The organism is Vibrio sp. 1CM2L, assembly GCF_023161695.1.
GTDB lineage: Bacteria > Pseudomonadota > Gammaproteobacteria > Enterobacterales > Vibrionaceae > Vibrio > Vibrio coralliirubri.
This window is the reverse complement of the sequence record NZ_JALNTT010000002.1, coordinates 704,515-730,122: the sequence shown is the minus strand read 5'-3', so window position 1 is coordinate 730,122 and position 25,608 is coordinate 704,515. Positions and strand designations below refer to the sequence as shown.

Below are 25,608 nucleotides of genomic sequence, written 5' to 3'. Positions count from 1 at the left end.
TACGAGTATGTATTTTCGAAAACATTGATTTCACACAATAGAATTGTGGGCATGTATGTGTATCATAGCGTTAATAACAATCTTTCTCATTATCAGTCACGAATTGGGTACTTATGAAACTCTCACAACTAGAGCAAGGAAAGGCGGCTTCTATTGTTGCACTAACAGGTTTAACACCAGACGTAAGGAAGAAACTTATGGTCATGGGTATGTTGCCAAAAACCGAGGTGACGCTTATCCGCCGTGCACCTATGGGTGATCCGCTTCAAGTTGAAGTGAGAGGTGTTTCTATCGCCATTCGTGAAAGCATTGCAGAACAAATCGAGGTTATCTAAATGGATTATCAAGTTCTTACCGTTGGTAACCCGAATAGTGGTAAAACAACACTGTTCAACGCACTGACTGGTGCTAAGCAGCACGTTGGTAACTGGGTTGGTGTCACTGTTGAAAAAAAGACGGGTTTATACTCGCACGCTGGTGATCAGTTTCAACTAACGGATTTACCGGGTATCTACGCACTAGACAGTGGTAATGATGCGAACAGCATCGATGAATCTATCGCGTCTCGCGCTGTTTTAACTCACCCAGCAGATGTGATCATTAATGTTGTCGACGCTAGCTGTCTAGAACGAAGCTTATACATGACATTACAGCTACGTGAATTGGGTCGCCCAATGATCGTTGTATTGAACAAAATGGATGTATTAAAGCGCGAACGTCAGGTGATTAACCTTAAAGCACTAGAGAAAGAGTTAGGTTGCCCAGTTCTAAGCTTGTCTGCAAACGACAAAGGCCAAGTGGTTCGCTTTAAAGAGCGCCTGCATAAACTGCTTGTTCAAGGTGTGAGTCTTGACCCTATCTCTATTGATTACGATGCCGCGTTAGAAGCTCTTATCCCTTCTGTTGAGTCACAATTTGATGATGCTGACGTATCTCACCGAGCGCTCGCGATTCGTGCTTTAGAAAATGATTACTTGGTATTGAATGGACTGGCTCCACAAACTCGCACTCAAATTGATAGCGTGCGTCTTGGTGCTGATTTCGATATTGACCTTGCTGTTGCTGACGCTAAATACACTTTCTTACATGACCTTTGTAAACGTGTTCGTCGCAGCGAAGGCAAACTAAGCCGTAACTTTACAGAGAAAGCCGATCAATTCATTTTGAACAAATGGGTCGGTATTCCTTTCTTCTTCGTCATCATGTACCTAATGTTCATGTTCTCTATCAATATCGGTAGTGCGTTTATCGACTTCTTCGATATTGGTGTTGGGGCAATATTAGTTGATGGTGGACACCACTTATTAGATGGCCATTTACCAGTTTGGTTAGTCACTGTACTTGCTGATGGTATTGGTGGTGGTATCCAAACGGTTGCGACCTTTATTCCTGTTATCGCTGCGCTTTATCTATTCTTAGCGGTACTAGAAAGCTCAGGCTACATGGCTCGTGCTGCATTCGTACTTGATAAAGTGATGCAGAAGATTGGTTTACCGGGTAAAGCATTTGTCCCACTTGTACTGGGCTTTGGTTGTAACGTGCCTTCAATCATGGCAACTCGTACTCTTGACCAAGAGCGCGAACGTAAACTGGCAGCATCAATGGCGCCGTTTATGTCATGTGGTGCTCGTTTACCGGTATACGCACTGTTCGCAGCGGCGTTCTTCCCTGGTGCAGGACAAAACGTAGTATTTGCTCTGTACATCATGGGTATCGTTGCTTCTGTGTTTACGGGTTTGTTCCTGAAAAATACGATCTACCCAGGTAGCAGTGATAGCTTAGTGATGGAAATGCCAGATTACGAATTGCCGACCGTGCAAAACGTAATGCTGAAAACGTGGCAGAAGCTGAAGCGTTTCGTACTGGGTGCAGGTAAAACTATCGTGATGGTTGTGGCTATTCTTAGCTTCCTAAACTCTCTAGGTATGGACGGTAGCTTTGGTAACGAAGACAGCGAAAACTCAGTACTGTCTAAAGCGGCTCAAGTTGTAACGCCTGTATTCCAACCAATTGGTATTACAGAAGAAAACTGGCCTGCAACGGTTGGTATCATCACGGGTATTTTCGCTAAAGAAGCTGTTGTTGGTACGTTAAACAGCTTGTACACCACACCTTCTGACGAAGAAGCAGCTGAGTTTGACTTAGCAGCAAGCCTGCAAGAAGCGGTAATGACAATCCCTGAAAACCTAGCCGGTTTGAGCTACTCAGATCCATTAGGTATTGAAGTTGGCGACTTGTCTGATTCTAATTCTGTAGCGGCTGACCAAGAAGTCGATACCTCTATCTTCGGTAACTTGAAAGACAAGTTTGTATCTGGTCATGCGGCATTCGCTTACTTGATTCTTATCCTGCTTTACACGCCTTGTGTGGCCGCGATGGGTGCTTATGTTCGTGAATTTGGTCAGACGTTTGCACGCTTCATCGCGGTTTGGACGATGGCTCTTGGTTACTTTGGTGCGACTTTCTACTACCAAGCGGCAAACTTTGCTGCACACCCAGTGACAAGTGCAGTATGGATGGTGGCGATTGCTGGTGGTTTTGTTGTGACGTATCGCGTCTTCAAGAAAGTGGGCAGTAAGCAGAAAGCACTAGAGGTGCAAGTAGTATGATTTTAACTGAACTTCATCAATACATTGATAGCCAAGGCGTTGCGGCTCGTAAAGAGCTCGCTGCAAAGTTTGGCATGAGTGAAGATGGCGTCGATGCGATGCTGAGTGTGTGGGTCAGGAAAGGGAAAGTATCTCGCTTGGTCGATACGAATAAGCATGGTCATACAACGCGTATTCGCTACACCATCAGCAAACAAGATGGTTTGTCGCTTAACGTGATGATGTAGTTCAGGTCTTCGTTATTTCGTTAAAAAAGGCGAGATTAGAAAATGACAAAGCCGCTTATCTAAGATGAGCGGCTTTTTGTTATGTGTCTTTTCTGAAGTGTTTTGCTTTAAAGCTGAATGAGATGAACTCGAATTATGCTTTCTTGAAGATAGAGCTCAGTGACAGAACGTTTTGAATACGAGTCAGGATAGCGGTTTGATCTTCTTCACTGCGCTGTTCGCCCTTTGTATTTCCCCATACTGGGCCAGGCCAAGCAATGTCGTCTTTGAAGCGTGCAATATGGTGGATGTGCAGTTGTGGCACCATATTACCCAGCGCACCAAGGTTCAATTTGTCTGGTTGGAACGTGGCTTCTAGTGCTTGGCTTACCGCCTGAGATTCATGTAGGAACTGCTGTTGCTCTTTCATTGGTAAGTGGTGCAACTCTTTTAGGTTGGCACGTTTTGGTACCAAGATAACCCAAGGCACAGCGTTATCTTTGTGTAGCAGGGCTAAGCTCAGTGGAAATTCGCCGATAAGTGTGGTGTCTTTCGCAAGTTGCGGGTGAAGTTCAAAGCTCATGTTCTTTCCAATTAATTGTTTTACATGAGTATAAGGTCGGAGTTTGAATGTGGCTAGGGCTTACGTTCTCAATAAGCAGATTCCCTATCACGTTCGTGCCTCACTGTAGGGAATGACGTTTGGGGAAGTGATGGTGTATTGCTTTGCTAGTTTTACGCGCCTAGAGGTGGATTCTCAATGACGTTGGTTCTTCACTAAAGGAAGTGACGATTGGGGAGAGTGATAACGAATTGGTTTTCTGTTGTGACGTGTTTTAGGATATTACCTATCACGTTCGTGCCTCACTGTAGGGAATGACGGGCGTGGAAAGTGATGGTGCATTGCTTTGTTGGTGTTATTCGCTTGAGGTGGGTTCTCAATGACGTTGGTTCTTCACTAAGGAAGTGACGGTTGGGGAAAGTAATAACGATTTGGTGTGGTTTGATGGCGCATCATTGATGCTGTCTTGGATTCACTACACCTATTCTCGTCATCTCCTAGAGCGACGAAGGAGCGTAATAGGAGATCTCTTGCTGTGTAGGTTAGCTAATCGCATAGATAGTCGATTAAATAAACCTTCAGATAAAACAAAAGGTTGACGCTTTCACGCCAACCTTTCTAATTTTCTCGAATCTCGAATCTCGAATCTCGAATCTCGAATCTCGAATCTCGAATCGCTTACATGCGCTCTAGAGTATCGATACCTAGAAGCGACAGACCTTGCTTGATCGTCTTCGCTGTTAGTGCAGCAAGCTTCAGACGGCTCTGTTTAACAGCTTCGTCTTCAGCAACTAGGATAGGGCACGCTTCGTAGAAGCTAGAGAATTGACCAGCAAGTTCGAACAGGTAGCTACACATGATGTGTGGTTGGCCTTCACGAGCAACAGACTGTACCGCTTCTTCGAATTGTAGAAGTTTCGCGATAAGTGCTTTCTCTTTCTCTTCAGTGATTTTGATTTCACCTTCAAGCGAGTCCATAGAAATGCCAGCTTTAGCAAATACAGAAGCAACACGAGTGTATGCGTACTGCATGTACGGTGCTGTGTTGCCTTCGAATGCAAGCATGTTGTCCCAATCGAACACGTAGTCAGTAGTACGGTGCTTAGAAAGGTCTGCGTACTTAACCGCTGCCATAGCAACAGTGTTCGCGATCGCTTTCTTCTCGTCTTCTGCTAGTTCTGGGTTCTTAGATTCGATTAGCTGCGCTGCACGAACTTCTGCTTCATCAAGAAGATCAGCAAGACGAACAGTACCGCCTGCACGAGTCTTGAATGGCTTACCATCTTTACCTAGCATCATGCCGAACGCGTGGTGCTCAAGAGAAACAGATTCTGGGATGTAACCTGCTTTACGAACGATAGTCCAAGCTTGCATTAGGTGTTGGTGCTGACGTGAGTCGATGAAGTAAAGCACGCGGTCTGCGCCTAGTTCTTCAAAACGGTATTTTGCACAAGCGATATCTGTTGTTGTGTAAAGGAAGCCGCCGTCACGTTTCTGGATGATAACGCCCATTGGGTCGCCATCTTTGTTTTTGTATTCGTCTAGGAATACAACCTGTGCGCCGTCATCTTCTTTAGCAAGACCTTGCTCTTTTAGGTCAGCAACAATAGTTGGAAGCATGTGGTTGTACATGCTTTCGCCCATTACGTCATCACGTGTAAGAGACACGTTTAGGCGATCGTAGTTGCGTTGGTTTTGAATCATTGTTACGTCAACAAGCTTCTTCCACATCTCTGCGCAGAACTCGTCGCCGCTTTGCAGTTTAACAACGTAGCCACGTGCTTTAACTGCGAACTCTTCGTCTTCATCGTAAAGCTTTTTAGATTCACGGTAGAAGCCTTCAAGGTCAGCAAGCTCCATTGAAACTTCGCCAGATTCAGCCTGAACGCGCTCAAGGTTTGCGATAAGCATACCAAATTGAGTACCCCAGTCACCGATGTGGTTAGCACGGATAACGTTGTGGCCTAGGAATTCAAGAGTACGAACTACCGCATCACCGATGATCGTTGAACGTAGGTGACCAACGTGCATCTCTTTCGCAACGTTTGGTGCAGAGTAATCCGCAACAATTGTTTGTGTTTCTGCTACTGCAACACCAAGGCGAGAATCAGCCAATGCTGCGTCTGCTTGTTGTGCTAGGAAAGCTTCATCTAGGAAGATGTTAAGGAAACCTGGGCCTGCGATTTCTACTTTAGAAGCGATACCGTCTAGGTTTAGAACGTCCAATACTTTTTGAGCAAACTCTCGAGGATTGGTGCCTAGTCGCTTAGCAACGCCCATAACGCCGTTTGCTTGGTAGTCACCAAATTGTGGTTTTGCAGATTGGCGAACAGCCGCAGGAGAGCCTGCAGGTGCGCCAGCGGCTTCTAGAGCCTGAGATACTTTGTCATTAATAAGTGCTTGGATATTCACACGCGTTTCCTTCAATTCAAGGATGATAAGAGTGGCCGTTATTTCGAGGTCATTAAATTGGTTAATTATGCGTCTAGTTAACGATTTAATGCCGAAATGAACAACAGACACTGTTTAAGTTCACAAAAATGGCGTTAATCATACCAATTTTGTGGGGTTTCTTATAGGTCGAATTGATAGAAAATTAACATTTCCTGAGTGGTTTTTGACAATCGACTTTTACCAAGACGCGTTTGCATGTTTAAGGAGCGAAAAGAACATAGTTATTGAGTATTTTTTGTAAAAGCAACGCTTGTTGCAAAAGGCAAAACTGATAACATGCAGCCATTATTTGGAGAACACAGACAATGATGATGAGCCTGAAGCAAGCTGAACTAGAACCACAACAAATGATCGCCCGCCTTGATACCTTTATGGCAAAAATCGAGAACCTAGGAAATACATTGGGTTTGGATTTAAGCTTTGCTCAAGCGGATCATATTGCGCTGCGAATCAATGACACTGAGTTAGCGAAATCTGCCCATCAAGCATGGTCTGAGTACGGCTCTACGATTTCAGAGGCGATGATCAATGGTCGTCCAATTGTGGTGTTGGCTTTCGATGAACCCTTGCAAAGCCTTGGCTGGAGCATTGAATGTTTGGAGCTGCCATATCCAGCAGAAGGTAAGATTTACCCAAGCCAAGACTGGGAGCATGTAGAGTTTGTGATTCCTTCTCACGCCCAAACAGCTGATGAGTATCTAGCGGATCTTAAAGAAACTTACCCGCAGTTCGCTGCTAACTTTGAAACGCTGGCAGAGCAAGGCGTTAAGATCAAACTCTCTAGCCCGAAAGGCGAGGGTGAACGTCTGAATAACCCAACGGTTGCATTCAAGCATCAAGGAATTTGCATCAAGCTGCATCCACACTCGTTGAAGAAGATTGTGGAGTCAGAACAGGCTTAAGAGTTGCTGACAATAGATTCCTGAGCTCGCCTAGGCTCGTCGGAATGACGGGGTGTTCGATGAAATTTGCCAGAGTCTATCTTTGGGTACTGACAAACTGAATGTTCGAGGGCGTATGTTAGAGCCTATAGTTAGAAGGTTCATCATCGACTTCGTAATTCCCGATAGCGACGAAGGAGCGTAGTCAGGAATATCATAAAGCGAACTGATGACCAATAGTTTCGGTTTGTAGTTTGTTGGAAAGAGATTCCTGATCTCGCCTAGATTCATCGGAATGACGGAGTGTTCGATGGTGTTTGCCAGAGTTTATCTTTGGATACTGACAGGCTGAGTATTCGAGGACGTATGTTAGAAGCCTATAGCTAGAAGATTCATCACCGATTTCGTCATTCCCGATAGCGACGAAGGAGCGTAGTCGGGAATCTCATAAAGCGAGTCTGATCATCAGATACAAAAAACGCGCGATGGGCTAACCCTATTGCGCGTTTTTATTGGGTTTTAACTGGAAGTCTTACCGGAAATCGATATCCGACTTACAGAATCACTGTCTTGTTGCCGTAAACAAACACATGATCATTGATCACCTTGTTTAGCGCCTTACTTAATACATTCTTCTCTACGTCACGACCGGCTTGTGCCATGTCTTTCGCGTTGAAGTTGTGATCCACAGGGATAACATCTTGCTTAATGATTGGGCCTTCATCTAAATCATTAGTCACAAAGTGTGCCGTTGCGCCAATGATCTTCACGCCGCGCTCATACGCTTGTTGGTATGGCTTCGCGCCAATAAATGCTGGCAAAAAGCTGTGGTGGATATTGATGATCTTGTGGTTGTACTTTTCAACAAATCCTGGAGTCAGCACTCGCATGTACTTAGCTAAAACAAGGTAATCAGCCTCGTATTGGTCAATCACTTCTAACATTTTCTTCTCATGTTCTTCACGGTTTAGCCCTTCGTGAGAAACATGGTGGTAAGGGATGTCAAAGCGCTCGGTTAGGCTTTGTAGAATGTCGTAGTTACCGACAACGGCCGCGATTTCAACGTCTAAGCTGCCATCGAAGTTCTTCATTAGAATGTCGCCAAGGCAATGTGCTTCCTTGGTCACGAGTATCACAACACGCTTGCGAGATGAATCAACAAGCTTACGTTTCGTGTTTTCTGGCAGGGCTTGGTCTAAATCGGCAAGCAAGGTTTCATCATTGAAATACCCTTCAAGCTCGGTGCGCATAAAGAAGTGGCCACTTGTGTTATCTACGAACTCATTGTTGTGAATAATATTGAGTTGGTGCTTATAACAAATGTTGGTGATCTTAGAGATGAGGCCCGGGGCATCAGTACAATGTGTTAGTAAAGTTTTTCTTTCCATTTGCATCTTACTTCCATGAAATATTTTTATTCTTCAAATTAAATGCAGGCCGTCGAACGGTGAACTGAGCCGCAATATCACCGTTATAATTAATCTATTATCAAGTTGGTTTCAACAAATTCTGCTGCTCATTTATCGCTTTGATAAATTGTTTGATATAGAAATATCAGTTTTTAGATAGAAAAACAGGCAGAAGCTTCATTTTTAAAAGTTTTGACCGTAGTACGCATTTGAACTTCAACCGAGGCATTTATGCCTTGGCCAAAAATAGAGGTGATACTTATGGATAAAGAGTTACTAGCCAAAAAACTGTACTGCAAGCGAGTGAATTCATTAGCGAGAGGTACCGAGTTAGATGGTCATGTTCTAGATGAAATGTGGGAAAGTAAGACCTCACCAACCGATGCAGCGAAAGCCATACAGCCCGGTGATAACCATTTTGAAGGTGCCCCTTGGCTGTCACGTTATCTAAGTCGAAAATAAAAACGATTCTCTAATTCTTACTTCTTCAGTTCTTACCTTCAAGGTAGCTTAAGTCAAGTCAAACTAAACCAAACACCTCCGGTGCGAAGTCATTCTTGATTCGCGCCGGCTCACTAAACCTGCCATAATTCGCCTTCTATTTTTCTAAACTTCGTACTCTATGATATCTAAAACGTTTTCTGCTGATGGTGCTCTGGGTAAAGCGATCCCCGGGTTTCAACCACGACAAGCTCAGCTAGACATGGCTGAAGCGGTTTCACAAGCGATTGAGAAACAGAGCCAATTAGTTGTTGAAGCGGGAACGGGTACCGGTAAGACCTTTGCTTACTTAGTGCCAGCGCTGCTGAGTGGTAAGAAAACCATCATTAGTACGGGGTCTAAAAACCTTCAAGAACAGCTGTTTCACCGAGATTTACCCTTGATGGTCGATGCGCTTGGCTTTTATGGTCAAGTTGCGTTACTCAAAGGGCGTTCAAACTATTTGTGTTTGGATAGGCTCAGCCGTCAAATGATCGAGAGTCATGGCGCTCATACCGACCCAACACTGCTCGCTCAGTTAGTCAAAGTTCGTAGTTGGTCGTCATCCACACAAACGGGTGATCTGGGCGATTGTGATGATATCGCTGAAGATAGCCCGGTTATCCCGACGATTACCTCGACCAATGACAACTGCTTAGGCAAAGAGTGCCCAAGCTACACTGATTGTTTCGTGCTGAAAGCGCGTAAAAAAGCGATGGACTCTGATGTCGTTGTAGTGAACCACCACTTGTTCTTAGCGGATTTAGCGATTAAAGAGACCGGATTCGGTGAGCTGATTCCTGAAGCCGATGTGTTTATTTTCGATGAAGCGCATCAACTTCCCGATATCGCCAGTCAGTACTTCGGACAATCGGTTTCCAGTCGACAGATCCAAGAGTTAGCCAAAGACATTGAAATTGCTTACCGAACTGAAGCCAAAGACATGCGTCAGCTACAGAAAGTAGGGGATAGGCTCGTTCAATCGTCAGCCGATCTGCGTATTGTGCTTGGTGATACCGGCTTTCGTGGTAACTGGCGCGAAGCCTTGAAATCCGAGTCGATTGCACGCGAGTTAGTTCGTTTGCAAGATGCTCTGCAACTTGCTGTTGATGTATTGAAGTTAGCACTTGGGCGAAGCCAGCTGTTAGATACCGCTTTCGAACGCGCAAACATGATTAAGTCGCGTATCGAACGTGTATGCGACGTGTCGATTACTGGCTATTCGTATTGGTATGACACTACACCGCGCCACTTTGCTCTGCACATCACACCGCTTTCCGTCGCTGATAAGTTCCACGAGCAGATTGAGCTTAAACCGGGCGCTTGGGTATTTACCTCTGCAACCTTGGCGGTATCGGACGATTTCGACCATTTCACCTCACGCTTGGGGCTAAAACCGTCGGCACAGTTTTCACTGCCAAGCCCGTTTGACTATCCGAATCAGGCGCGCTTGTGTGTTCCTCGTTATCTTCCTGAACCGAATAGCCCAGGCTTAGCCGATAAGTTAGTAAGAATGCTGACTCCGGTGATTGAGCAAAACCAAGGTCGCTGTTTCTTCTTATGTACTTCACACAGCATGATGAAAGAGTTGGGGGAGCGATTCCGTGAAACACTCTCGGTTCCAGTTCTGCTGCAAGGTGAGACAAGTAAGCAAAAAACCTTAGCCGAATTCATGGAATTAGGTAACGCATTGCTGGTGGCTACGGGTGCTTTCTGGGAGGGGATAGATGTTAGGGGCGACGCATTAAGCTGTGTTATCATCGATAAATTGCCCTTTACGGCCCCTGATGACCCTTTACTTAAGGCTCGAATCGAGGACTGTAAATTAAAAGGGGGTGATCCTTTTGCACAGGTACAGTTGCCAGACGCTGTGATTACCTTGAAACAAGGTGTCGGCCGATTGATACGTGACAAGCGCGATAATGGCGCTTTGATTATTTGCGATAACCGATTGGTGACTCGCGATTACGGTGGCATATTTTTGGCGAGTTTACCGCCTATTCCACGTACCCGTGACTTAGGGGTCATTAAAGAATTCTTAGCTAAAGACCATTCAACCGCTGCTGATTAATTGGCATTGTTGAGTTTAGCCATTATTTTTAGATTAGATAACAGATATTTGAGACACAAATGAGCGCGAAAATTCTTGCAGTAGATACCGCAACTGAAAACTGTTCAGTTGCATTAGTAATGGGTGACCAGGTGTTCGCACGTAGCGAAGAGGCTCCTCGAGACCATACGAAAAAAATTCTACCTATGGTGGATGAAGTACTGAAAGAAGCGAATGTCGCTTTAACCGATATCGATGCTATCGCGTTTGGCCAAGGCCCAGGCAGTTTCACGGGTGTGCGTATTGGTATTGGTATTGCTCAAGGCTTAGCTTTTGGTGCTGATTTACCGATGATCGGCGTCTCTACACTGGCAGCGATGGCGCAAGGCAGCTACCGTAAATTTGGTGAAACTCACGTTGCGACAGCGATTGATGCGCGTATGAGTGAAGTGTACTGGGCGCGTTACAGCCGCGAACAAGATGGTCGTTGGACTGCGATTGATGCCGAATGTGTAACGCCACCAAGTGAATTGGCTGCGCAGTTAGAAGCAGATTCTGAAACATGGGCGAAAGTCGGTACCGGTTGGGAAGCTTACTCTGAGCATATGGATACACTTGCGATCAACACCAAAGCGTGTGAAGTGCTATTCCCAGAAGCTCAAGATATGGCGTTCCTTGCTCAATTCGCTTATGCAGAAGGTAAAGCGGTTGCAGCAGAAGAGTCTGAGCCAGTTTATCTTCGTGACAAAGTGACTTGGAAGAAACTGCCAGGTCGCGAATAATTTTTACAAGGTTCTGATGCAAATTAGGTCTAAATGCGTATTATTTAGATTTGAGAGGGCAGATATTTAGTCATGGTATCAATTAACAACTTACCTCCTTCTTCGATAGGCAGCACGTCTAAGCCGAATCGAATCAAAAAGAAGGAGCAGGCAAAAAAATCTGATGCTAGCACTGCTGTTGGGCAACCGACTAAGGTGGCTAATGCTGTTTCTCATTCTATTCGTCAAGTTAAAGAGTCTGAACTACACAAGGCTCAAATCCAGTATGATCTTCCAGAAGGCCGAGGACGTAAGGCTATGGAAGAGTATATGGACGTAATGAATCAGGCGAAGAAAGAAGAACTTGCAAAGCTTATCGGTGTCGATATCTACATCTAGAGCTTCTTATTAATGCCTGTTTAAGGACCAGAACCATGTCAAATTATCTCTCTAAATTACGCTTAATAGCCTTTTCTCTTGGTGTCTTGGTACTTGCCGGGTGTTCATCACTTCCTAGCGAGCTTGAAGCAAAATCAGAGCCTGTGATTAGCGATTACCAGCAATGGGTTGACCAACTACCGGATGCAAAAAGTGTTCGATTAGGTGGCGTTATCTCTAAAGTAACCAACTTGAAAGATAAGACTCGAATCGAAGTCGCTAATATGCCGATTTCGAGTAGCGGTAAGCCAGATCTAGACGCAGAGCCAAGCGGACGTTTTGTTGGTTATATTGAAGGGTATGTTGAGCCTCTAAGTTTTGCAGAAGGTCGTCTGATTACATTGGTTGGTCAGTCAAGCGGAAGTGAAAATGGAAAAATAGGGGAATACCCTTACACCTTCCCTGTGATGAAAGTGGACAACCAACGCCTGTGGAACATTACTGAGCGCGTTGTTGTTAACGATTTTGCACCAACCTACTACTCGTGCAGAAGTTTACATTGTCGCAGTTTTCAAACGATGCCAAGACAAGGCCGAGTGATACAGGACGTAGAGTAATTAATTTTATTCCACGTTGATTACGCAAACAGATGGAACTACATGTTTGATGATTGAAAAGTCATACTCCCTTGCGAGCGGGACGCTTGCAACACAACAGATTGGCAACCCACAAACGACCGCAACGACGGTCGTTTTTATTCATGGGTGGTTGGACAATTCGTCCAGTTTTAACCAGGTTATGCAGCAAGTCGCCAAGCTTACTCCCAATGCTCACCTTGTAGCTATCGATCTCTTCGGACACGGCTTCTCGTCGCACAAATCGGGAAGTTACTACCCATTTCATGATTATATTGATGACTTGCATCAGTTGGTGACTAAATTATCGCCAAACAGACTGGTACTGGTAGGACATTCACTTGGTGCATTGATAGCAAGTTGCTATAGTGCCGCCTTTCCTGAAAAGGTGTCAGGATTAATTCAAATTGAAGGTCACGGACCTCTTTCTGAAGCTCCCCACGAAACAGTCTCTCGCTTGAGGGATGGGGTACTCAGTCGTCTTCGACAGCGAAGAAAGCCTTCACGTCCTCTGGCAAGCCTTGAGGATGCTATTAAGCTGAGAGCTCACGCCAACCAAATTAATGCTGAATTAATCGCTCCTATTGTTGAGCGAGGTATTGTCGAGTTCGAGAACTCTTGGCAATGGCGATGCGACCCTAGTCTAAAATGTGACTCGTTATATCGAATGTCACAGGCGCACGCTGAAGCGATTATGGCGGCTATTGAATGCCCTCAATTAATAATCCTAGGGAATGATGGATTCCGACATTTGCAGCATAATCGCTACAAATCAGTGCATAGTCCTCTGCATATAGAGACTGTTGCTGGTGGACATCATTGTCATTTAGAGAGCCCAGAGCTAGTTTCCGAGCTAATTCTTGGTGTAGTTAACAAAATTTAAACAAGTGTTTGAGCCTTTTAGTGCTCATGCACTAAAGCTGTGCTGTAATACCGCAATGATAAAAAGCGGCGAAGCAGTCGTCAGCTGATAAACGAGGAGTAACATCGTGGATAAACCTTGGCTTTCACGTTATCCAAGTGACGTACCAGAAACGATCAACCCAGATCAGTACCCATCTCTTGTAGAAATGTTTGAACAGTCGGTACAGAAGTACGCGGACCAACCTGCATTCGAGAACATGGGCTCGATTATGACATTCCGTAAGCTTGAAGAGCGCAGCCGTGCTTTTGCCGCTTACTTGCAGAATGACTTGAAACTGAAGAAGGGCGATCGCGTCGCGCTAATGATGCCAAACCTACTGCAATACCCAATTGCACTATTTGGTGTATTGCGTGCCGGTATGATTGCAGTGAACGTCAACCCACTGTACACACCTCGTGAGCTTGAACATCAACTGAACGATTCTGGTGCAAAGGCGATTGTTATCGTATCTAACTTTGCGAGCACGCTAGAGAAAGTCGTTGATAACACGCCGGTTAAACACGTAGTTCTAACTAGCCTAGGGCAAATGCTGCCACGCGCGAAAGGGACAATTGTCGACTTCGTAGTGAAATACGTAAAAGGCATGGTGCCTAAGTATGATCTGCCGGGTGCTATCTCATTCAGAAAAGCGCTGCACAAAGGCCGTCGTCTTCAATATGTGAAGCCGTTCATGGCGGGTGATGACATCGCGTTCCTACAGTACACAGGTGGTACTACGGGTGTAGCGAAGGGCGCAATCCTAACGCACCGCAATATGATTGCGAACGTACTTCAAGCGAAAGGGGCTTACGGTCCTGTTCTGCAAGAAGGCCGCGAGTTAGTTGTAACGGCATTACCGCTTTACCACGTATTTGCACTGACGGTGAACTGCTTACTGTTTGTTGAGATGGGTGGTCGTAACCTTCTAATTACTAACCCTCGTGATATTCCTGGCTTTATTAAAGAGCTGCAAAAGGTTCCGTTTACTGCGATTACCGGTGTAAACACACTGTTTAATGCACTAGTTAATAACGAAGATTTCCACGAGTTGGATTTCAGTAACCTACGCCTATCTGTTGGCGGCGGCATGGCGGTTCAACGCGCTGTTGCTGAGCAATGGAAGAAAGCGACAGGCATTCACCTATTGGAAGGCTATGGCTTAACTGAGTGTTCACCACTGGTAACGGGTAACCCATACGACCTTAAAGACTACACAGGTGCTATTGGCCTACCTGTACCATCGACAGAAGTTCGTATTGTTGATGATGAAGGCAAGGTTATTGCTAATGACCAAGTAGGCGAGCTACAAGTTCGTGGTCCTCAGGTGATGCAAGGTTACTGGCAGCGCCCTGAAGCGACCAAAGAAGTGATCGATCAAGACGGTTGGTTATCGACAGGTGACATCGTTAAGTTTGATGACGAAGGCTTGTTGTACATCGTTGACCGTAAGAAAGATATGATTCTTGTATCAGGCTTCAACGTTTACCCGAACGAGATTGAAGACGTAGTGGCTCTGCACGGTAAAGTGTTAGAAGTAGCAGCTATCGGCCAGCCTCATGAAGTGTCTGGTGAGCTGGTTAAGATCTACGTGGTTAAGCGTGACCCTAGCCTAACCAAAGAAGACATTATCGCGCACTGTCGTGAGCATTTAACGGGTTATAAGATCCCTAAATTAGTCGAGTTCAGAGATGATCTTCCAAAGACTAACGTAGGTAAGATCTTACGTCGTGTACTGCGTGAAGAAAACGATGCAGAACTTGCGAAACGCGCTAGCGAATAACTAGCCCGTTTACGAGAAAGTACTGCACCAAAACCATTGAGGCGCTTAATCTAAGCGAGCGCTGAAAAATGGTGTTAGAATGCCGACAGTTAATGTCGGCATTTTTGTATCCGGCGATCAAATAGAAACCTGTGAGAGTTTTTGTGGATTATCAAATCATTACCCAATTGAAAGACCTTGAACGAGTTTGCCAACAAGCACGTGAAGCCGATGTCGTTATGCTTGATACGGAGTTTGTTCGTACAAGAACCTATTACCCTCAATTAGGCTTGATTCAGTTATTTGATGGTGAAACGCTGTCACTGATTGACCCTATTGCTCTTGGTGAAATGACACCATTTGTTGGATTGTTGAAAGACGCCTCTGTTCTGAAAGTGCTGCATGCTTGTGGTGAAGATTTGGAAGTGTTCCAAAACACATTTGGTTGTACACCAACCCCAATGGTTGATACCCAGATCATGGCAGCTTTCTTAGGTCATGGTTTATCTACGGGCTTTGCTGCTCTGGTTTCAGAGTTTGTCGGTGTCGATCTTGACAAGAGTGAATCTCGTACTGACTGGCTGGCGCGTCCGCTTTCTCAAAAGCAATTGGACTACGCAGCGGCAGACGTGCATTACCTAATGCCAATGTACAACAAGCTTCTAGAAAAAGTGATGGAAGCTGGCTGGTGGGAAGCGGCTCAACAAGAGTCTGACTTACAAGTTGCCAAGCGCATCCGTAAAGTAAACCCAGACACTGCCTACCTTGATATTAAAGGGGCGTGGCAGCTTAAACCTAAGCAGCTAGCGATCTTACGACCTCTAGCAACTTGGCGTCTAAAAGAAGCAATCAAGCGCGATTTAGCGCTGAACTTTGTCTTCAAAGAACAAGATCTATGGGCTGTGGCGCGTTTTGCGATGAAAGATCCTAAGCACATGGAGCAAGAAGGCTTCGATTACCGCTCTGTGCGTCGCCATGGTGCGAAGATTAGCTCAATTGTTAAGTTAGCGGAACATACACCAGAAGAAGAGTACCCAGCACCAGTAGAACGTCTAATGGACTTCCCTGGCTACAAGCAACTCTTCAAAGTGTTGAAAGATGAAGTGAAAACAGCATCACAACACAGTGGTTTGGCGACGGAATTCTTGGCATCTAAGAAGCAACTTAACCAAGTGTTAAGCTGGGTGTGGAAGCACGATCGTAACCCAGAGAAGCTGCCTGATGTTATGCAAGGCTGGCGTTTAGATGTGGTTGGCGAAAAGCTGAGTAAAGCGATCAAATAACCGCTTGCTGCTTTAAAGCCTAACTTAGTTACAGCTATAAACTGCAGATACAAAAAAGAGAGCCTAGGCTCTCTTTTTTATTCAATCAATACAAGCAAGTGCATTACCTGCCTATCTTGTTCAGAAAGATTATCGATCTTCTTCTGGAAGCTTAACATTCAGCTCTAGCACTGAGATGTCGTCATCTTTGTGTTCAAAAGTTAGATCAACCATTGATGGATCGACCTCAACGTACTTGGCAATGCACTTCAAGATGTCTTCTTTTAGTTGCGGCAGGTAAGACGGCGCTGGGTCGTCATGGCTGCGTCGCTCTGCAACAATGATCTGCAAACGTTCTTTCGCTAGGTTTGCGGTTGTCTTTTTCTGTGGTCTAAAAAACTCTAATAATGACATTGTGTATTAGCCCCCGAACAGTCGTTTGAAGATGCCTTTCTTCTGTTCCGTTAAGAAGCGGAAGTCAACTTGGCTACCCAGTAGTCGCTCTACAGTATCATTGTAAGCCATACCTGCGTCGGTTGCTTCGTCAAAGATAACTGGAACACCCTTGTTCGATGCATTGAGTACCGCTTGGCTTTCTGGAATTACACCCAGTAGAGAGATGTGCAGGATTTCTTCAACGTCTTCAACACTGAGCATCTCACCTTGAGTTACACGTGCTGGGTTGTAGCGAGTCAATAGAAGGTGTGTTTTCACTGGCTCTAAGCCGTCTTCTGAACGACGAGATTTAGAGTCAAGAATACCTAGAATACGGTCTGAATCGCGTACTGAAGAGACTTCTGGGTTGGTGGTTACAATCGCTTCATCAGCGAAGTACAACGCCATCAGAGCGCCTTGCTCGATACCTGCAGGAGAATCACAGATGATGAAATCAAAGCCCATTTCATCCAGTTCATCAAATACACGACGAACACCATCTTTTGTTAGTGCGTCTTTATCACGAGTTTGAGAAGCAGGAAGAATGAACAGGTTCTCTGTGCGCTTGTCTTTGATCATCGCTTGGTTCAGCGTTGCTTCACCATTGATAACGTTAACGAAGTCGTACACAACACGACGCTCACAACCCATAATTAAATCTAGGTTACGCAGACCGATATCAAAGTCGATAACTGCGGTTTTCTTTCCTTTTAAAGCCAGACCCGAGGCAATAGCTGCACTGGAGGTCGTTTTGCCTACCCCGCCTTTACCTGACGTTACAACGATAATGCGTGCCATTCTGTTTTCCTTTTATTTCTCTTATATTGCGAGGACATCAACGTGTAATACATCGTTTGCCATACTGAACATGGTTTTCTTCTGCCAGTACTCGCTTTCAATTTGATCGCTGAGCCAGTAATTTCCAGCAATGGAAACCAGCTCGGCTTGTAAGTCATTACAAATTATTTTTGCTTCAGTTTGACCACTTGCACCCGCAATCGCACGGCCGCGTAAAGTGCCATGAATATGGATGCTGCCATCGGCAATCACTTCCGCGCCTGCACTCACATGGCTGAGTATCAATAGATCGCCATCTTTCGCATAAACCTGCTGACCAGAACGAATAGGGGTTCTAATCACCTTGATTGGTGCCATCTTCGCTGGAGCTTGAGACGGCGACTTGCTTGCCGTCATCACTGCAAAACCGGCTTCTTTAGCGAGGTTTTGCATGCGCTTATCAGAACAGCCAGCCACACCAACCGGGATCATGCCCGCTTGAGATATACCATTTTTAAGTTGCACAAAATCGATATCGCCCGCAACTTTGCTGATGTTGATAACAACAGGCGCGGCAGCGAAAAACGTAGGTGCTTGGTCTACTTTCTCTTGAAGAAAAGAGACTGCATTTTCGACTTGATCATCGGATAAGTGCAAAACAGATAGCGTAAAGCTGCTACCTTTTAGATCTGGGTTACTAGACATCGAAAAACTACAGGACCTCAATAGCGGATTGGTACAATTTCTTTATCAATAAAATAAAGGGCATTGCCTGAAACTAGGTTTATCATGTTATATTCCCAAACCAAGCACAGCAAGTAATCTTGTTGTCAAATGGACGTTTTGTTCCCAATATTTCCCTAACATAAACTATTGATCTCGCAAGTGAGAGTTTTGTAGTCATAATCAATTAAAAGGTTTGTCATGCTGTGTTCTATATATAAAAGCTCAAAGAAAGAAGGAACATACCTTTATATCCCTAAGAAGGATGATTTTTCACAAGTTCCTGACGCATTGATGCAAATGTTTGGTAAACCTAGTTTTGTAATGGTAATTAAAATGGATGGCCGTAAACTGGCTCAAGTAAACATCGAAAAAGTGAAAGAATCACTGAATACCGATGGTTTCTTTTTGCAGGTTCCACCACCACCAGTTAACGAACTTGAGCTTCATAAAGAGCGTAAAGCCCAACAGAAATCTCAAGACGAAGAGTGATAGCCACCTCAATTCAAGGAGGAGTGATCGTTGAGTAAATTTTCGAAAACCATATTGGCTGTGTCGGCATTACTATTGGGTAATAGCCTGACCATAAGTTCAGTACAAGCAGAAGAACTGAGCTTCGAGCAATATGTAGAAAAACTAAAACAACAAGGCCGTGAAGAAGGCATCTCTGAAGCGATCATTGATGAAGCCTTTGATGGTGTAACGTTTAAGCCAAGAGCGGTAAAAGCCGACAAAAACCAACCTGAGAAAAAACTGACTCTGGATGAATACATTCCACGAGCGGTTCCAGATTGGAAAGTGAAGCAAGCAAGGTCACTCTATAAGGAACACTACACCGCGTTAAAGCGTATTGGTGATGAATATGGTGTTCAACCAAGATTCATTGTCGCGCTATGGGGCGTTGAGAGTAATTTTGGTAAGTTCACGGGCAATTACAGCGTTATCGACGCCCTAACTACCATGGCTTATGAAGGACGCCGAGAAGCTTTCTTCCGTAGCGAAGCGATGGCGGCATTGAAGATTCTTGATCAAGGCCATATTGCACCAAAAGAGATGAAAGGCTCTTGGGCTGGTGCGATGGGTCAACCTCAGTTTATGCCAAGCTCATTCTTAGCTTACGCCGCTGATGGCAGTGGTGATGGCAAGAAAGACATTTGGGGCACTGAAGAAGACGTATTTGCTTCGGCGGCCAATTATCTCAGCCAATCAGGGTGGGATGACAAATATACTTGGGGTCGTCAGGTTCATGTTCCGTCAACCGTGTCGATCGATTTACAAGGTCGAGACGAAGACAAAGCGAAATACTTAAAAGAGTGGTCTGAACTCGGTATTAAACGCTATGACGATCGCCCACTGCCAACGCTTGATGAAGACATTAAAGCTTGGTTGATAATGCCAGATGACGAAGCGGGTCGTTCGTACCTCATTTACAACAACTACAATGTGTTAATGAAGTGGAACCGTTCTTACTACTTTGCTTTGGCAGTAAGCCATCTAGCCGACAGAATTAAGTTTGATTAACAGACGTAAGTCGCTTTGAATAGCATTTGGCCTACCATAGGCAGAACGAACTAAAGGACTCTTCGGAGTCCTTTTTGATTTTATATTTCAGAGATTTAATAAGGTGATCTTGTGCTAACAGATAGAGCTGCACAGATGGTGATATTTCATGCGCTGATCAAGCACGAAGGCTTTACCAGTGCTGCAAAAAGCTTGAACGTTTCGGTGTCTCATATCAGTAAGCAAGTCGCTTTGCTTGAAGACTCAATCGGCATCAAGCTGGTGCAACGCACCACACGAAGCCTCACGCTGACTGAAGCGGGAGACGTGTTCTATCAACATTGTGAGCAGTTGTTTAACACGGTAAAAGCGGCTCAGATGGATATGGACAGCCAGCGCGATGATATCTCTGGAATCTTGCGCGTCGGGTTGTCGCAGTCATTTGGCACACTGCATATCATTCCGGCGATTGATCAACTCAGACAGCTTTATCCTCAGTTGAGAATCGAGGTCCACTTGTTCGACTATAAGGTGGACATGATTGAAGAGCGCTTGGATCTCTGGATCACCAATAATGAAGACCTGCCTGAAGGTTACATTGCGCAGCGTTTAGCCGACAGTCAGTTTGTGGTGGCTGCGTCACCGGATTATCTGATTAAGGCTGGGACGCCACATGTACCTTCCGATTTGATTGACCATAACTGTCTTATTTATCGCAGCCGTGAAAGAGATTACACATCGTGGGCTTTTGATAACGGGCAAGAAAACCTCAGCGTCAAAGTTGCGGGCGATTACTCAGTCGATTTGGCTGAGGCAGTACGAGACGCGGCATTATCAGGGTGGGGCGTTGCTTATTTGGCGACTTACTTAGTGAAAGAAGAGTTTAGAACGGGTAAGTTGATTCAAGTATTACCAGAGTGGAGAGCCAGTCAGCTGATGCCATTTTATGCCGTTTACCCGAGTCGAAAGAACATGCCAAAGAAGCTTTCAGCTGTGATTGAGTTCATCAAAGATCATATTGGGTCGCCGACGTATTGGGACAAAAACCTCAAAACGTGCGTTGAACTGCATCGCTAACTGTTTCCTAATCTATAAATATAATTTCCATATGGAAAAAGTACGCTTTTTAATCAAAGTTAATTATTAAAATTCAATAACTTAATTATACTCATAGTTAAATCGTGATTACCCCAACATCACGTTAACAACCTCAGCTTGCCGCAAACGATTTCCTCTATAGAATGCGTCGCCTTTCCTATCTACAACTTTTAGGTTGACGCACATGGCTTCCCTACTTGGAATTATCACTATTTTAGTTGCCGCTTGGTTACTATCTACGGACAGAAAAAATATTCCACTAAGAACAGTCTCTTTGGCTTTCTTATTACAAATCTCATTCGCGCTATTGGTTCTTTATGTACCAATGGGTAAAGAAGCGTTGAATGCAGCCACGGGTGCGGTATCTAGCTTGATCAACTACGGTCAAGAGGGGATTAACTTCCTATTTGGTGGCCTTACGAACAACGGTTTCGTTTTCGCGATTAATGTTCTGGGCATCATTATCTTTTTCTCTGCGCTTATCTCTGGTTTGTACCACATCGGCTTTATGCCAAAAGTGATCAACCTTATCGGTGGTGCACTGCAGAAGTTCTTGGGCACAGGTCGTGCGGAATCACTGTCTGCGACTGCCAACATCTTTGTCGGCATGATTGAAGCGCCATTGGTGGTTAAACCTTACTTAAAGCACATGACGGATTCACAACTGTTTGCTGTGATGGTGTGTGGTTTAGCTTCTGTCGCTGGTGGCACGCTAGTGGGTTATGCATCGCTTGGCGTTGACCTAAACTTCCTGATCGCTGCGGCATTCATGTCTGCACCAGCCGGTCTATTGATGGCTAAAATCTTAGTACCTGGCAGCCCAGATGACGCTCAAGAAAATATTGAGTCTGATGTAGAAATTCCACGAGCAACAAACGTAGTTGAGGCAATGGCAGATGGGGCTATGTCTGGACTTCGTATTGCCGTTGCGGTGGGTGCAACACTTCTTGCCTTTATCAGTGTGATTGCAATGCTGAATGGCTTGCTAGGTATCGTTGGCGGCTGGTTTGGCGTAAACCTAAGCTTCGAACTTATCCTAGGTTATGTGTTTGCACCCGTTGCATGGCTGATCGGTGTACCGTGGTCTGAGGCTGTGGTTGCGGGCTCATTGATCGGTAACAAGATTGTCGTGAACGAGTTCGTGGCTTTCATCCAACTAATGGACGCTAAAGAGGCACTAAGTGAGCACTCACAAGCGATCGTAACTTTTGCTCTATGTGGCTTTGCTAACATCTCTACCATGGCGATTCTTATCGGTGGTTTGGGTAGCTTAGTTCCAGAGCGTCGCTCTTTCATCTCACAATATGGCTTCAAAGCAATTTGTGCCGGTGTGTTTGCTAACTTAATGAGTGCCGCTATTGCTGGTGTTGTACTTTCTCTATAGCTAACGGATCATGACTTTACTCCCCCCTATAGTAAAGTGACTGATTAATCACAATAATATTCGGTTAGCGTGAAAAAGAGAGCCTATAGTGTAAGAACGTAGGCTTTCTTATTTCATTGAATAGTTTTGTACCACAGGGTGTGGTACAAACCTTTTAGGGGCACAAATGGACTTGTCGATTACTTCTTCTTTGGCGTTAATTGGACTCTTGTCTTTAGCTTGTCAGCTACTCGGTTGGCGTTTACGTCTTCCTGCTATTCTTCCTCTCCTTATCGTTGGCCTGTTGTTAGGTCCCGGCCTGAATATCCTAAATCCCGATGCCATTTTCGGTGATGTGCTGTTTCCTATGATTTCATTAGGCGTTGCCATCATCCTGTTTGAAGGGGCATTAACCCTAAATTTCAAAGAGATCAGAGGCCATGGTCGGATGGTGACTCATCTCGTGAGTTTCGGCATGTTGATTACATGGGCGTGTATCGTGGCGGGTGCTTATTACTTTGTGGATTTCAGTTGGCCGTTAGCCGCTCTATTTGGGGCATTAGTTGTGGTAACTGGCCCTACTGTAATCGTGCCCATGCTACGCAGTATTCAGCCTAAATCTTCCTTAGGAAGTATCTTGCGATGGGAAGGGATAGTGATTGATCCGATTGGCGCTCTGTTTGCGGTTCTCGTTTACGAGTACATCGTTTCTTCTGCCGACCCTACCGGACACGTTCTGTCAGCTCTGGGCCTGACGTTAGTCATAGGTTTAGGCTTAGGGATCATCGGTGGCCATTTGATTGCCAAGATGCTGCAAGGGCATTGGGTACCGCACTATTTACGTAATGTGGCTGTGCTGACGCTAATGTTGGCGGCGTTCTCGTTTTCCAATGATCTGAGTGAAGAGTCTGGTTTATTAACCGTGACCATCATGGGGATCTGGCTTGCCAACGTGAAGGGCTTGGATATCGAAGACATCATCGAATTCAAAGAAACCTTAACCGTGTTGCTTATTTCTGCGTTGTTTATTCTGTTAGCGAGCAGGCTCGATTCAGGAACCTTCCTCTCGATAGGTTGGGGTGGGGTTGGCCTGTTAGCGATAGTGATGCTGGTGGCGCGTCCTTTGAGCGTGTGGTTCAGCGGGATCGGTACGGATCTTACTTCTGCGGAAAAATGGTTTTTGAGCTGGATGGCGCCGCGCGGGATCGTGGCTGCCGCGGTTTCTTCTCTGTTTGCGATCAAACTTCAAGAGAAGCAATTGATTGACGGGGCAGATTTACTGGTGCCAATGGTGTTTTTGGTCATCATTGGTACGGTAGTGATTCAGAGCCTTACCGCGAGTTGGTGGGCGAGAAGGCTAGGTGTGACTCAAGAAAAGGCGCAAGGCGTTATCTTCTTTGGTGCGACTCAGTTTTCACGCCAGTTTGCCAAAGTGTTGGCGACACACAACATCAACAGTGTGCTTGCCGATACCAACTGGGAAAGCATTCGCTTAGCGCGCATGGAAAACTTGAATGTTTATTTTGGTAACCCGGCTTCGAGCCACGCTGAAAATAATCTGGAATTGGATGGGATAGGGCGTGCGATGATCGTGTCGCCTTATCGTCAAACCAACCCGTTAGTTAGCATGCACTATCAAGACGAGTTTGGTGAGAATAAGGTGTTTGAGCTTGAATCCTCAGAGAATAAACATGAAAGGCATCAAGTGAGCCGCGATGGCAATAGAAGTCTGTTTTCGGAAGGGATTACCTATTCTAAGCTTAACTCTCTGATGGCTCAGGGTAGTCAAATTAAAAGTACAGGTTTGACCGAGGCATTTGATTTAGACGAGTTTAACTCTCTATATCCTAAAGCCATTCCTCTTGGTGTGATTACTGGCGGTGATTTCCGTTTAATTACACAAGGATCTGAGTTGGAAAAACTCATATCAACGGAGTGTGAGCTTATTAGTTTATTACCGCCTTCTGAACAGACGGAAAAAGTTGAGACTCCAGATAAGTAGCAACGAGCACTTCATCAAAAGCGAGTCGCCTTGTTTCAAAGACGAATCGTTAAGCATCAAAAAAGCCGCAACGTTCATCACGTTGCGGCTTTCTAATTTTATTTATATGCGCTGCGGACTACTTTGAGTGAAATTGCTCACAAGCGATCATGGTGTTCTCGATTAGGCTCGCCACCGTCATTGGGCCAACACCACCCGGTACAGGTGTGATGAAGCTTGCGCTTTCTTTCGCTACGTCGTATTCAACGTCACCCACTAGTTTGCCAGACTCTAAGCGGTTGATACCAACATCGACCACAACAGCGCCTTTCTTAATCCAAGCGCCAGGAATGAAGTTAGGCTTACCAACGGCAACTACAACAACGTCTGCTTGACGCACGTGGCCTTCAAGGTCTTTGGTGAAGCGGTGACATGTTGTCGTCGTACAACCTGCTAGAAGAAGTTCTAGCGTCATTGGGCGACCTACAATGTTTGATGCGCCAACCACAACCGCGTGTTTACCACGTAAATCGATGTTGTAACGGTCAAGCAGCGTGATGATGCCTTTTGGTGTGCAAGAGCGAAGCTTAGGCATACGCTGAGCCAAACGGCCGACATTGTATGGGTGGAAGCCATCAACGTCTTTTTCTGGCGTGATACGCTCAAGAACGTGAGTGCTATCAATGCCAGCTGGTAGAGGCAGTTGAACAAGAATACCGTCGATCTCTGGATCGTCGTTCAGTTGGTCTACCAGTGTTAACAATTCGTCTTCTGTCGCAGTGGCTGGCAAGTCGTAAGATTTAGATACGAAGCCAACTTCTTCACACGCTTTACGCTTACTTCCAACGTAAACCTGAGAAGCAGGGTCTTCACCCACTAAAACAACCGCTAGACCCGGAGCACGTAATCCAGCTTCAGTACGAGCTTTTACACGTGCAGCAACTTCGGAGCGAACCGTTTGAGAAATTAGCTTTCCATCAATATTTTGAGCAGTCATGAATTTCCTTAGTATTGATATTCAAGTTAGTGGCTGATGTTTTGGCGCATTATTCCAGAAAATCTTTTTGATTACCATCAAGCAAACGTTTGCTTTGGTCTATTTTCCAACACTTATATGTTTGTTGGCCTTTTTTTACCCACTTAGATCAGAATGTTACATAAAGCCGTTGCTTTACTGATTCGAATTCGTATAATTCGTTCCTGTAGCGCGCCCTTAGCTCAGCTGGATAGAGCACCTCCCTTCTAAGGAGGTGGTCGAAGGTTCGAATCCTTCAGGGCGTGCCATTATTCTATAAGGCCTGATAACTTTTTAAGTTGTCAGGCCTTTGTCGTTTTTGGCCTTTGTAGTTAAGTATATGGTCAAGTAACGATGAATCTACAG

Annotated in this window: 24 protein-coding genes and 1 tRNA gene; 18 read left to right on the top strand and 7 right to left on the bottom strand. The window is 45.2% G+C overall.

Annotation, left to right across the window (positions count from 1 at the left end; all coding sequences use genetic code 11):
* The first annotated feature begins 113 nt into the window (after window positions 1–113).
* Genes MSG34_RS08315 through MSG34_RS08305 form a run of 3 tightly spaced genes read left to right on the top strand, consistent with a single transcriptional unit; the run spans window position 114 to window position 2,836 of the window.
* Window positions 114–335, top strand: a complete 222-nt coding sequence (locus MSG34_RS08315) for a FeoA family protein (RefSeq protein WP_004734203.1) — start codon at window positions 114–116, stop codon at window positions 333–335.
* On the top strand, window positions 336–2,609 hold the full coding sequence (feoB, locus tag MSG34_RS08310) for a Fe(2+) transporter permease subunit FeoB (RefSeq protein ID WP_050711741.1): 2,274 nt from the start codon (window positions 336–338) through the stop codon (window positions 2,607–2,609).
* Complete coding sequence (locus MSG34_RS08305; RefSeq protein WP_050052394.1) at window positions 2,606–2,836, top strand: FeoC-like transcriptional regulator; 231 nt, start codon at window positions 2,606–2,608, stop codon at window positions 2,834–2,836. The genes feoB and MSG34_RS08305 overlap by 4 nt, the downstream gene beginning before the upstream one ends.
* Window positions 2,837–2,969: 133 nt before the next feature.
* Here MSG34_RS08305 and MSG34_RS08300 read toward each other — a convergent pair whose 3' ends face one another.
* Both MSG34_RS08300 and argS read right to left on the bottom strand, forming a co-directional pair.
* The gene (locus tag MSG34_RS08300; protein WP_048611464.1) at window positions 2,970–3,398 is read right to left on the bottom strand and encodes an HIT domain-containing protein; all 429 of its coding nucleotides are present in this window, start codon (window positions 3,396–3,398) and stop codon (window positions 2,970–2,972) included.
* 657 nt (window positions 3,399–4,055) lie between these two features.
* Complete coding sequence (gene argS, locus MSG34_RS08295; protein WP_017063415.1) at window positions 4,056–5,789, bottom strand: arginine--tRNA ligase; 1,734 nt, start codon at window positions 5,787–5,789, stop codon at window positions 4,056–4,058.
* Window positions 5,790–6,136: 347 nt separating this feature from the next.
* Here argS and MSG34_RS08290 point away from each other — a divergent pair, with 347 nt between their 5' ends.
* Window positions 6,137–6,733 carry a VOC family protein gene (locus MSG34_RS08290; RefSeq protein WP_248337006.1) on the top strand — a complete coding sequence of 199 codons (597 nt, stop codon included), beginning with the start codon at window positions 6,137–6,139 and terminating at the stop codon, window positions 6,731–6,733.
* A 533-nt stretch (window positions 6,734–7,266) separates the two neighbouring features.
* Here MSG34_RS08290 and purU read toward each other — a convergent pair.
* Window positions 7,267–8,100, bottom strand: coding sequence for a formyltetrahydrofolate deformylase (gene purU, locus MSG34_RS08285; protein WP_248337004.1), 834 nt, complete (start codon window positions 8,098–8,100; stop codon window positions 7,267–7,269).
* Window positions 8,101–8,382: 282 nt separating this feature from the next.
* On the opposite strand from purU, the gene MSG34_RS08280 reads away from it, so the two are divergent.
* The 8 genes from MSG34_RS08280 to rnd all read left to right on the top strand — a co-directional run bounded on the left by MSG34_RS08280 (window position 8,383) and on the right by rnd (window position 16,371).
* The gene (locus tag MSG34_RS08280; protein ID WP_017062381.1) at window positions 8,383–8,583 is read left to right on the top strand and encodes a hypothetical protein; all 201 of its coding nucleotides are present in this window, start codon (window positions 8,383–8,385) and stop codon (window positions 8,581–8,583) included.
* 160 nt (window positions 8,584–8,743) lie between these two features.
* Window positions 8,744–10,672, top strand: coding sequence for an ATP-dependent DNA helicase (locus tag MSG34_RS08275; protein WP_048611472.1), 1,929 nt, complete (start codon window positions 8,744–8,746; stop codon window positions 10,670–10,672).
* A gap of 59 nt (window positions 10,673–10,731) precedes the next feature.
* The gene (tsaB, locus tag MSG34_RS08270) at window positions 10,732–11,433 is read left to right on the top strand and encodes a tRNA (adenosine(37)-N6)-threonylcarbamoyltransferase complex dimerization subunit type 1 TsaB (RefSeq protein WP_050052397.1); all 702 of its coding nucleotides are present in this window, start codon (window positions 10,732–10,734) and stop codon (window positions 11,431–11,433) included.
* Between the two features lie 72 nt (window positions 11,434–11,505).
* The gene (locus MSG34_RS08265) at window positions 11,506–11,811 is read left to right on the top strand and encodes a hypothetical protein (RefSeq protein ID WP_017062378.1); all 306 of its coding nucleotides are present in this window, start codon (window positions 11,506–11,508) and stop codon (window positions 11,809–11,811) included.
* Between the two features lie 35 nt (window positions 11,812–11,846).
* Complete coding sequence (locus MSG34_RS08260) at window positions 11,847–12,407, top strand: Slp family lipoprotein (RefSeq protein WP_248337003.1); 561 nt, start codon at window positions 11,847–11,849, stop codon at window positions 12,405–12,407.
* Between the two features lie 49 nt (window positions 12,408–12,456).
* Window positions 12,457–13,308, top strand: coding sequence for an alpha/beta hydrolase (locus MSG34_RS08255; protein WP_248337247.1), 852 nt, complete (start codon window positions 12,457–12,459; stop codon window positions 13,306–13,308).
* Window positions 13,309–13,414: 106 nt separating this feature from the next.
* Window positions 13,415–15,109, top strand: coding sequence for a long-chain-fatty-acid--CoA ligase FadD (gene fadD, locus MSG34_RS08250; protein WP_017062375.1), 1,695 nt, complete (start codon window positions 13,415–13,417; stop codon window positions 15,107–15,109).
* A 143-nt stretch (window positions 15,110–15,252) separates the two neighbouring features.
* Window positions 15,253–16,371 carry a ribonuclease D gene (gene rnd / locus MSG34_RS08245; protein ID WP_048610438.1) on the top strand — a complete coding sequence of 373 codons (1,119 nt, stop codon included), beginning with the start codon at window positions 15,253–15,255 and terminating at the stop codon, window positions 16,369–16,371.
* A gap of 129 nt (window positions 16,372–16,500) precedes the next feature.
* On the opposite strand, the gene minE is transcribed toward rnd, so the two are convergent.
* From minE to minC, 3 genes are read right to left on the bottom strand one after another with little or no spacing between them, the layout of a single operon-like run.
* On the bottom strand, window positions 16,501–16,764 hold the full coding sequence (minE, locus tag MSG34_RS08240; RefSeq protein WP_010436847.1) for a cell division topological specificity factor MinE: 264 nt from the start codon (window positions 16,762–16,764) through the stop codon (window positions 16,501–16,503).
* 6 nt (window positions 16,765–16,770) lie between these two features.
* Window positions 16,771–17,583: a septum site-determining protein MinD gene (gene minD, locus MSG34_RS08235; RefSeq protein ID WP_009848498.1), complete on the bottom strand. Its 813-nt coding sequence runs from the start codon at window positions 17,581–17,583 to the stop codon at window positions 16,771–16,773.
* A 21-nt stretch (window positions 17,584–17,604) separates the two neighbouring features.
* Complete coding sequence (gene minC / locus MSG34_RS08230; RefSeq protein ID WP_017063419.1) at window positions 17,605–18,267, bottom strand: septum site-determining protein MinC; 663 nt, start codon at window positions 18,265–18,267, stop codon at window positions 17,605–17,607.
* 219 nt (window positions 18,268–18,486) lie between these two features.
* On the opposite strand from minC, the gene MSG34_RS08225 reads away from it, so the two are divergent.
* The 5 genes from MSG34_RS08225 to MSG34_RS08205 all read left to right on the top strand — a co-directional run bounded on the left by MSG34_RS08225 (window position 18,487) and on the right by MSG34_RS08205 (window position 24,248).
* Window positions 18,487–18,777: a YcgL domain-containing protein gene (locus tag MSG34_RS08225; protein WP_017062372.1), complete on the top strand. Its 291-nt coding sequence runs from the start codon at window positions 18,487–18,489 to the stop codon at window positions 18,775–18,777.
* A gap of 30 nt (window positions 18,778–18,807) precedes the next feature.
* Window positions 18,808–19,806: a lytic murein transglycosylase gene (locus MSG34_RS08220; protein ID WP_048615080.1), complete on the top strand. Its 999-nt coding sequence runs from the start codon at window positions 18,808–18,810 to the stop codon at window positions 19,804–19,806.
* Window positions 19,807–19,941: 135 nt separating this feature from the next.
* A complete protein-coding gene (locus MSG34_RS08215; protein WP_248337245.1) occupies window positions 19,942–20,862 on the top strand; it encodes a LysR family transcriptional regulator in 921 nt (306 codons plus the stop codon).
* Window positions 20,863–21,067: 205 nt separating this feature from the next.
* Window positions 21,068–22,267, top strand: coding sequence for a NupC/NupG family nucleoside CNT transporter (locus MSG34_RS08210; RefSeq protein ID WP_019826134.1), 1,200 nt, complete (start codon window positions 21,068–21,070; stop codon window positions 22,265–22,267).
* Between the two features lie 166 nt (window positions 22,268–22,433).
* A complete protein-coding gene (locus MSG34_RS08205; protein WP_248337001.1) occupies window positions 22,434–24,248 on the top strand; it encodes a sodium:proton antiporter in 1,815 nt (604 codons plus the stop codon).
* Window positions 24,249–24,366: 118 nt separating this feature from the next.
* Here the strand turns inward: MSG34_RS08205 and folD are convergent, their stop codons facing one another.
* Complete coding sequence (gene folD / locus MSG34_RS08200) at window positions 24,367–25,224, bottom strand: bifunctional methylenetetrahydrofolate dehydrogenase/methenyltetrahydrofolate cyclohydrolase FolD (RefSeq protein WP_017062367.1); 858 nt, start codon at window positions 25,222–25,224, stop codon at window positions 24,367–24,369.
* A 210-nt stretch (window positions 25,225–25,434) separates the two neighbouring features.
* On the opposite strand from folD, the gene MSG34_RS08195 reads away from it, so the two are divergent.
* Window positions 25,435–25,511, top strand: a tRNA-Arg gene (locus tag MSG34_RS08195).
* Window positions 25,512–25,608 lie beyond the last annotated feature (97 nt).